6 protein-coding genes are annotated in these 8,052 nt (G+C 58.8%); 4 read left to right on the top strand and 2 right to left on the bottom strand.

The window, feature by feature from the left end; genetic code table 11:
* Positions 1–96 (top strand): zinc metallopeptidase (locus tag BIS10_RS18905; RefSeq protein WP_301281993.1); only part of this gene is annotated, 96 nt, incomplete at its 5' end.
* 56 nt (positions 97–152) lie between these two features.
* Here the strand turns inward: BIS10_RS18905 and cmoB are convergent.
* Together cmoB and cmoA are read right to left on the bottom strand one after the other, a co-directional pair.
* Positions 153–1,163 carry a tRNA 5-methoxyuridine(34)/uridine 5-oxyacetic acid(34) synthase CmoB gene (cmoB, locus tag BIS10_RS07335; protein WP_253503939.1) on the bottom strand — a complete coding sequence of 337 codons (1,011 nt, stop codon included), beginning with the start codon at positions 1,161–1,163 and terminating at the stop codon, positions 153–155.
* A gap of 1 nt (position 1,164) precedes the next feature.
* On the bottom strand, positions 1,165–1,908 hold the full coding sequence (gene cmoA, locus BIS10_RS07330) for a carboxy-S-adenosyl-L-methionine synthase CmoA (RefSeq protein WP_230834629.1): 744 nt from the start codon (positions 1,906–1,908) through the stop codon (positions 1,165–1,167).
* A gap of 114 nt (positions 1,909–2,022) precedes the next feature.
* On the opposite strand from cmoA, the gene pgi reads away from it, so the two are divergent.
* From pgi to parC, 3 genes are all read left to right on the top strand, one after another.
* Positions 2,023–3,726 carry a glucose-6-phosphate isomerase gene (gene pgi / locus BIS10_RS07325; RefSeq protein ID WP_253503936.1) on the top strand — a complete coding sequence of 568 codons (1,704 nt, stop codon included), beginning with the start codon at positions 2,023–2,025 and terminating at the stop codon, positions 3,724–3,726.
* Between the two features lie 169 nt (positions 3,727–3,895).
* Positions 3,896–5,791 (top strand): DNA topoisomerase IV subunit B, encoded by a 1,896-nt coding sequence (parE, locus tag BIS10_RS07320; protein ID WP_253503932.1) that lies wholly within the window; start codon positions 3,896–3,898, stop codon positions 5,789–5,791.
* A 6-nt stretch (positions 5,792–5,797) separates the two neighbouring features.
* Positions 5,798–8,050 (top strand): DNA topoisomerase IV subunit A, encoded by a 2,253-nt coding sequence (gene parC, locus BIS10_RS07315; RefSeq protein ID WP_253503927.1) that lies wholly within the window; start codon positions 5,798–5,800, stop codon positions 8,048–8,050.
* The last annotated feature ends 2 nt before the right edge of the window (positions 8,051–8,052 follow it).

The raw sequence follows: 8,052 nt of genomic DNA, 5'->3' as shown, positions 1-8,052 counted from the left end.
CGCCACGTACTCACCGCCTGCGCCTTTACCTATGTGGCGGCGTCACTGGCCAGCGTGATGAACCTGGGTCGCTGGCTAGTGATTTTAAGGCGCTGATTTAAAAGTACTGATTTAAAAGTGCTGGTTTAAAAATGCTGGGCGGCTACTACTCACTATTCCGGCTTGTTTGCCAGGATCACCGCACGGCGTGGGGCGGGGTAGCCTTCTATGGTGCGGCTGCGGTCATCCGGGTCTAGGAAATCTGCCAATGACTGGTAGGTCATCCACTCGGTGGAGCGCTGCTCATCGAGTGTCGTCACCGCTTCATCCACCACTCGCACGTTGGTAAAGCCGCAGCGCTCTAGCCAGTGGCACAGTGCTTTGGAGGAGGGCAAAAAGTAGACGTTAGGCATGGCGGCGTAGCGCTCTCCGGGTACGAATACGGTCTGCTCATCGCCTTCTACCACTAGCGTCTCCAGCACTAGCTCACCGCCAGGGGCCAGTGCACCTTTTAGCTGTTGCAGATGCTCAAGGGGCGAGGGGCGGTGGTACAGCACGCCCATGGAGAACACCGTGTCGAAGAAACCTAGGTTCTCCGGTACGTCCTCGATACCTACCGGCAGAAACTGCGTGCGGCCGTCATCGGCATTGCCGACGAAGTGGCGCACCGCCTGGAACTGCCAGTAAAAGCGTGGGGAAGGGTCAATCACCAACACGAAAGCCGCGCCTGCACCCGCCATCCGCCAGGCGTGGTAACCGCTGCCGCCGCCTACATCCAGCACTTTGCGGTATTTCAACGGCGCAAGATGCGGCGCGACGCGTTGCCATTTCCAGTCGGAGCGCCACTCGGTGTCGATCTCGATACCACCTAGGCTGAATGGCCCTTTACGCCACGGGGCCAGCTTACGCAGCAGGTTGAAGCACTGGCGCTGCTGGCTGTCGGTGAGATCGATATCTACCGTCAGCGTGTCGCTGTTTAGCTCCACACGGCGCTCTTCCGGCAGCGGCGGCAGTTTGGCCACGGCTTTTTCCCAGGCGGAGAGGTCGCCGTGGCGCTGGCGGTCCAGCCCGCTGGCGAGCTGCTCGGGGAGCTTGGCAAGCCAGGGCGTGAGCGAGGCATCTTGAGTGGCCTGATCCAAAAACGCTTGATACAGCACGCGATGATCGTCGGGGAGTAGCGCCACCTTAACCCTCCTTAAAGGCGATCAGCGAGGTGAAGTTCAGGTACTGGAACCAGGTCATGGAGCGGGGAAAGCCCGCCAGCGACAAACGCTCGTGCAGCGCATCGAGCGTATCGGGAATCAGTACGTTCTCAAGCGCAGTGCGCTTTTGGCTGATCTCCATATCGCTGTAGCCATTGGCACGCTTGAAGTCGTGATAGCGCTCGACTCGCCAAGCGTTGTCGCGCTCGTCGGCGTCAATGGTCTTTTCCGACAAAATCAGCACGCCGCCGGGCTCAAGCGCATCAAAAAGCCGCTTGAGTAGCGCATCACGATCGGCCGGTGGCAAAAACTGCAGCGTAAAGTTGAGAATGATCATCCCCGAAGGCGCATACTCGTAGGTACGAATATCGGCTTCTTCCACTTGCATGGCGTGGTCGGGGCACTCATCGAGAAAGGTCTGCTTCGCTCGGGCCGCCATGGCCGGGGAAAGGTCGATACCGGTATAGCCGAACGCATCGGCGGGCAGCGCGCCTGCCAGGGCGAGTCCGGATGCGCCCAGCGAGCAGCCCAGATCATAAACATGGGCACCGTGGCGCAGATGGCGTTTGGCAATCAGGCTCAGCATACCCAGAATTTGGCCGTAGCCGGGCACCGAGCGGCGGATCATATCGGGGAAGCACGCGACGACCTGCTCGTCAAAGGAGAACCTAGCCACCTTGTCTAGGGGTGTTGAAAAGATAGCGTCGCGGTAAGATGCATCACTCATGGGCAAGCCAGGATGGTTAATGAGGCTGCGTAGTTTACGCGCCCTTGTTAATGCAGAACAGGCCTGATCAACACAGATTCCTGCCTCACGGAACGACGCCACAGGAGAGGGCACATGGCTTCAGCAACAGCAACTCCAGATACGCTACCCGCTTGGCAAACGTTACAGCAGCACGCTCAAGTACTTAAACACGTCCACTTGAAAAACCTGTTCGGGGACGACCCTGGCCGTTGGAAGCATTTTACTCGTCAGGTGGCGGGGCTCACCCTTGACCTTTCCAAGCAGCGTTGGGACGACGATACGCTGGAGCATCTGCTAGTGCTGGCCCAAGAGGCGGGAGTTCCAGGGGCCATCGAGGCGCTGCTGAGCGGTAAGCGGGTGAACGTGAGCGAAAATCGCCCAGCGTTGCATACTGCTTTGCGCCTACCTGCGGATGCGAGCCTGGAAGTGGAAGGCGAAGATATCGTCGGGGCCGTGCATGACAGCTTGGCGCAAATGGAGCGCCTAGTGCAGCGCCTACATGCGGGCCAATGGCGTGGGGCCACCGGCAAGCCTATTCGTCACGTGGTGAATTTAGGCGTGGGCGGCTCGGATTTAGGGCCGCTGATGGTGACCCATGCCCTCGCGGACTATCGCCCCAGCGATATTCACCCGGTGGAGGTGCATTTTGCCTCCACGATGGATGGCTCCCAATTGGCGGACTACCTCAGCCGGTTCAACCCCGAAACCACGCTGTTTGTGCTCTCGTCCAAGTCGTTCACCACCATTGATACGCTCTCCAACGCCAACACGGCCCGCGACTGGCTAATCGGTCGGCTTACACAGCACGCCGACCTGCCAGAAGTCAGCCCCCATGCCAAACCGATCAGCGCAGAGCTGATTGTGCGCCAGCACTTTATTGGTGTATCCGCCAGCCCTGACAAGATGAGCGAGTGGGGGATTACCCCGGACCACCAACTGATGTTTTGGGAGTGGGTCGGCGGGCGCTACTCGCTGTGGGGCACCATTGGGCTGCCGATTGCGCTGGTAATTGGCATGGAGAACTTCCGCGAACTGCTGGCGGGCGCCCATGCCATGGATAGCCACTTCCGCGATGCACCGCTGGAGGACAATCTGCCGGTGTTACTGGGCTTGGCAGGTATCTGGAACGTTAACTTTTTGGATATTCGCGCTCACTCGATTCTGCCCTACGATGGGCGGCTTGAGTACTTTGCCGCCTACCTTGAGCAGTTGGAGATGGAGTCCAATGGCAAATCGGTGACGCGCCAGGGCCAAGCGGTGAACTACTCCACCTGCCCGGTGCTGTGGGGCCAGTTGGGCCCTAATGCCCAGCATGCGTTTTATCAGCTGCTTCATCAGGGCACCCAGCCCGTGGTGTGCGACTTTATCGCGCCGCTTAAGCGTTACGATGAGGTCGAAAATCTGGATACCCGCCGCCACTTGAAGTCTCAGCATCGCTTGGCGCTGGCCAACTGTTTTGCCCAGTCCCGTGTGCTGATGTTGGGCGACGATGCGCTGGAAGAGGATGGCCCTCGCCCCGAACACAAGCGCTACCGGGGTAATCAGCCCTCTTCAACGGTGCTGCTGGATAAGCTCACGCCCGCCACGCTAGGGTCGTTGATAGCGCTTTATGAACACAAAGTGTTCGTGCAAGCAGTGATTTGGGATATCAATCCCTTCGACCAGTGGGGGGTTGAGCTTGGCAAACAAATTGCCACTGACACCCAGGCCATTATCGACGGTGAAAAGAGTATCAGCCGTATGGATGCTTCCAGCCGTGGCTTGATTGAAGCGTTTTGGGCCGCCGAGCAGGAGTAGAGTGCTCAATTCATATGGCTGGATATACAGCTTTTTGGTTTTCAGCTATCCTATGTGCCTTTCCAAGCGGCCCTATTTTAAGAGTACTCAAGAGGCCGTCCTGTGACGGCTCCTATTGAAGCCGACAGTACGCTTTTGTTCAGTATGTTTTTTCAGGAACCGACGTTACATGACCCAGTTTGATGCCTCCCAGTACGGCGCGAGTTCTATCGAGGTCCTGTCAGGGCTTGAACCGGTGCGTAAGCGCCCGGGAATGTACACCGATACCTCGCGGCCCAACCACCTCGCCCAAGAGGTGATCGACAACAGTGTCGATGAGGCGCTCGCCGGGCACGCTTCCAGCATCAGCGTGGTACTCCATAGTGACGGTGCCATTGAAGTTCAAGACAACGGCCGGGGCATGCCCATCGACCTGCATCCGGAGCACGGTGTCTCAGGGGTCGAGCTCATTCTTACCAAGCTCCATGCGGGCGGTAAGTTCTCCTCTTCGAGCTATCGGTTCTCTGGCGGCCTTCACGGCGTGGGCGTGTCGGTGGTCAATGCGCTGTCACGGCGTTTAGAAGTCGAAGTGACCCGAGACGGTGCCCGCCACGCCATTGCCTTCGAGCACGGCGAAAAGGTCGAAGAGCTGCATGAAATCGGCAAAGCCGCCAAGCGCGCCACTGGCACTCTGGTACGCTTCTGGCCAGATGAGAGTTATTTTGACAGCCCGAAGCTGGCACTTTCCAAACTGAAACACCTGCTGCGCGCCAAAGCAGTGCTTTGTCCCGGTTTAGCGGTCACGCTAGTAGAGCCGGATGGCACCAAAACCGAGTGGGCCTACGCTGATGGCCTGCGCGACTACTTGGCCGAAGCCACCGATGGCTACGAAGTACTGCCCAAAGAGCCGTTCGTAGGCCACTTCAGCGACGATGAGCACGGTGTGGACTGGGCCATTCAGTGGCTGCCTGAAGGCGGTGAGGCGCTGCTTGAGAGCTACGTCAACCTGATCCCTACGCCCCAGGGCGGCACCCACGTTAACGGCTTTCGTTCTGGGCTGTTAGACGCGCTGCGGGAATTCTGTGAATACCGCAGTCTGCTGCCCCGTGGCATCAAGCTCACCGCCGATGATTTGTGGGAGCGCGCTTCCTTCGTGCTCTCGGTGAAAATGCTTGACCCACAGTTTGCCGGCCAAACGAAAGAGCGGCTTTCCTCGCGCACCATTGCCGGGTTTGTCTCGGGCGTGGTGAAAGACGCCTTCTCGCTGTGGCTGAATCATCATATTGAGCAGGCCGAGCAGCTAGCGGAGATGGTGATCAGCGCAGCCCAGCAGCGTCAGAAGAAATCGAAGAAGGTCGCGCGGAAGAAAGTGACCTCCGGCCCGGCGCTGCCCGGCAAGCTGGCGGACTGCTCTGGCCAGGACCCCGCGCTGAGTGAGCTGTTTTTGGTGGAAGGTGACTCGGCAGGCGGCAGTGCCAAGCAGGCGCGTAATCGCGACACCCAAGCCATCCTGCCGCTGCGCGGGAAGATCCTAAATACGTGGGAAGTCGAAACCCACGATATCTATGGCTCTCAAGAAGTTCACGACATTGCCGTGGCGATTGGTGCCGACCCCGGCAGCGCCGACCTTGAAAAGCTGCGCTATCACAAAATCTGTATTCTTGCCGACGCCGACTCGGACGGTTTGCATATTGCGACGCTGCTATGCGCGCTGTTTGTGAAGCACTTCCCCAGTTTGGTGGACGCAGGCCATGTGTATGTGGCGATGCCACCGTTGTACCGCATCGATTTAGGTAAAGAGGTTCACTACGCCCTGGACGAGAGCGAAAAAACCGCCGTTCTCAAACAGCTGGCGAAAAAGCGGGGCACCCCCAACGTGCAGCGCTTTAAAGGACTAGGGGAAATGAGCCCGCTGCAGCTACGTGAAACCACCATGGCCGTGGAAACCCGCCGCTTGGTGCAGCTCACCTTGGCCGAAGGCGATGGCACTCTGGAGATGATGGATATGCTGTTGGCCAAAAAGCGCGCAAGTGATCGCAAAAAGTGGCTGGAAGATTACGGCAACCTCGCAGACATAGAGGTATAACCCCCGATGACCATGGATATTCAAGTAGCGGAGGGCGACGTCGAGCGTCTGTCCCTACGCGATTACACCGAAAAAGCGTACCTCGACTACTCGATGTACGTCATTCTAGACCGCGCCTTACCCAACATTGGCGATGGCATGAAGCCCGTTCAGCGGCGAATCATCTACGCCATGCGCGAGCTGGCGCTGCATGCCAATGCCAAGTACAAGAAGTCGGCGCGTACCGTCGGTGACGTACTGGGTAAGTTCCACCCCCATGGGGATAGCGCCTGCTACGAAGCCATGGTGCTGATGGCGCAGTCGTTCAGCTACCGCTACCCGCTGGTAGATGGCCAGGGTAACTGGGGGAGCCCAGACGACCCGAAATCTTTCGCGGCCATGCGCTACACCGAGGCCAAGCTCTCCAAATTTGCCGAAGTGCTGCTCAGCGAGCTGGGCCAGGGCACCGTAGAGTGGGCGCCGAACTTCGATGGCACCATGCAAGAGCCTGTAGTACTACCAGCGCGGTTACCTCACGTGCTGCTCAACGGCGGCACGGGCATTGCCGTGGGCATGGCCACCGATATTCCACCGCATAACGTCTCGGAAGTGGTGGAAGCCACCTGCCACCTGTTGCGTAACCCCGAGGCCACCACGGCGGATTTGATGGCGTTTGTGCCTGCCCCGGATTTCCCGACGGATGCAGAAATCATCACGCCGAAAGCGGATCTGCGTAAGCTCTATGAGACTGGCCGAGGCTCGGTCAAATTACGCGCCCGCTATGTACGTGAAGACTCCAATATCGTCATTACTGCCGTGCCCTATCAGGTCAGCGGTGCCAAAGTATTGGAGCAAATCGCCGCGCAAATGCAGGCGAAAAAGCTGCCTATGGTGGCCGACCTGCGCGATGAATCGACCCATGAAGAGCCGACCCGCTTGGTGATTGAGCCACGTTCGAGCCGTGTGGATGTCGAAGCGCTGATGGCGCACCTGTTTGCCACCACGGATCTGGAAAAGAACGTGCGGGTGAACATGAACGTGATTGGCCTAGATGGCCGCCCACGGGTGATGCCACTGACCGATATGTTGGGTGAGTGGCTGCGGTTTCGCCGTGCCACCGTGCGTCGCCGCCTTGAGCACCGTTTAGGCAAAGTGGAAGATCGCCTGCATATTCTAGAAGGCCTACTGACCGCTTACCTGAATATTGATGAGGTGATCCGCATCATCCGCGAAGAGGATGAGCCCAAGCCTGCCCTGATGAGCGCTTTTGGCCTGACCGAGCGCCAGGCCGAAGCGATCCTTGAACTGCGTCTGCGCCATCTTGCCAAGCTGGAAGAGATGAAGATTCGCGGCGAGCAGGATGAGCTGGAAAAAGAGCGTAAAACCCTGCAGGGGCTGCTGGGTAGCGAAGCCAAGCTCACCACGCTGATCGAGAAAGAGATCCGCGCAGCGGGTAAAGAGCACGGCGACGAACGCCGTTCGCCGCTGGTGGAGCGCAGCGAGGCTAAAGCGCTCTCCGAGGTGGAGTTGCTAGGTGCCGACCCGATTACCGTAGTGCTGTCGGATAAAGGCTGGATTCGTGCTGCCAAAGGCCACGATATCGACCCCGAAGGGCTCTCCTACAAAGCGGGGGATAGCTTCCGCCTTGCGGCCCGGGGGAAAACTAACCAGCCGCTGGTGCTGCTGGATGATACTGGCCGCGCCTATACCCTGGCGGCACACAATTTACCCAGCGCCCGTGGCCAGGGCGAGCCGGTGACCGGTCGGGTGAACGTGGCAGCGGGGGCGCAGATGGCGGGTCTGATGCTCGCGCCGCCCACCAAACGCTATCTTCTGGCCAGCGACGGCGGCTATGGGTTTGTGGCCCAGCTCGAAGCGCTCACCGGCAAAAACAAAGCGGGTAAAGCCGTGCTCAGCGTGCCGAAAGGCTGCAGCGTCATGCCGCCCATTGAGGTGCCGGAGGGCGAAGGGCTGTGGGTGGCTTCGGTGTCTAATGAAGGTCGCTTACTGCTATTTCCTCTTGATCAACTGCCGGAAATGGCCAAAGGCAAGGGCAATAAAATGCTTGATATCCCCGGCCCGCGTGCCGCACGGCGGGAAGAGTTTGTGCGCGATATTACCGTTGTCGCTGAAGGCAGAGAGCTGATGATTCATGCGGGTAAGCGCAAACTGACCCTCAAGGCGGATGATCTCGCGTATTATCGTGGGGAGCGTGGCAGAAGGGGCAGCAAGCTGCCGCGTGGTTTCCAAAAAGTTGATCGATTAGAAGCAGGGGAGTAACG

The sequence above is a fragment of the Halomonas sp. 707B3 genome (assembly GCF_024158645.1).
Lineage (GTDB): Bacteria > Pseudomonadota > Gammaproteobacteria > Pseudomonadales > Halomonadaceae > Vreelandella > Vreelandella lionensis.
Note: the sequence above shows the minus strand (reverse complement) of the source record. Positions and strands in the feature narration are given on the sequence as shown.